The organism is Pseudomonas sp. OA65 (assembly GCF_017498305.1).
Classification (GTDB): Bacteria; Pseudomonadota; Gammaproteobacteria; order Pseudomonadales; family Pseudomonadaceae; genus Aquipseudomonas; species Aquipseudomonas zanjanensis.
Map to the genome: position 1 here is coordinate 1 of NZ_JAGDEZ010000100.1, position 765 is coordinate 765.

The 765-nt window shown below is 67.5% G+C and carries 1 protein-coding gene; it reads right to left on the reverse strand.

Features of this window, described 5'->3' with window-relative positions; genetic code table 11:
* Window positions 1-765: DUF4147 domain-containing protein (locus J3361_RS29265; RefSeq protein WP_207967450.1), on the reverse strand; the 765-nt coding region annotated here is incomplete at both ends.

Consider the following 765-nt stretch of genomic DNA (forward strand, 5'->3'; position numbering starts at 1 on the left):
CATTGCGCCCGCCACGGCCATCGCCGCGCACGGTGACGGTGGTTTCACCGCCGGAGAGAATCACGCACGGTGCTGCCAGCGGCTGGCCGTGCAGGGCGATTTGCCGGGCGATGCCGGCGTGGACTTTCGCCACTTCCCGGGATTCGCCTTCCAGATCGCCGAGGATCAATGGGCTGAAACCGGCCTGCCGGGCCTTCACTGCCGCAGCCTCCAATGACTGCTGGGGGCGGGCGATCAACTGGAAGTGGCTGCGGGCGAGGCTCGGGTCACCGGGCTTGACGGTTTCCGACGCCGGGCTGTGCAGCCAGTTGCGCACCGACGCGGGCACCTCGATCTGGTAGCGCTGGAGAATCGCCAGGGCTTCGGCCGAGGTGCTGGGGTCGGCCACGGTGGGGCCGGAAGCGATGACCGTGGCCAGATCCCCTGGCACATCGGAAATCGCGTAGGTGTACACCGTCGCCGGCCAGCAGGCCTTGCCCAGGCGCCCGCCCTTGATCGCCGAGAGATGCTTGCGCACGCAGTTCATCTCGCCGATGGTCGCGCCGGATTTGAGCAAGGCTTTGTTGGTCGATTGCTTGTCGGCCAGGGTGATGCCTTCGGCCGGCAAGGCGAGCAGGGCCGAACCGCCGCCGGACAAGAGGAAGATCACCCGGTCGTCTTCGCTGAGATTGCTCACCAGCTCCAGCACCCGTTGGGCCACGGCCAGGCCAGCGGCGTCAGGCACCGGGTGGGCGGCTTCCACCACTTCGATTTTCTGACAAGGCG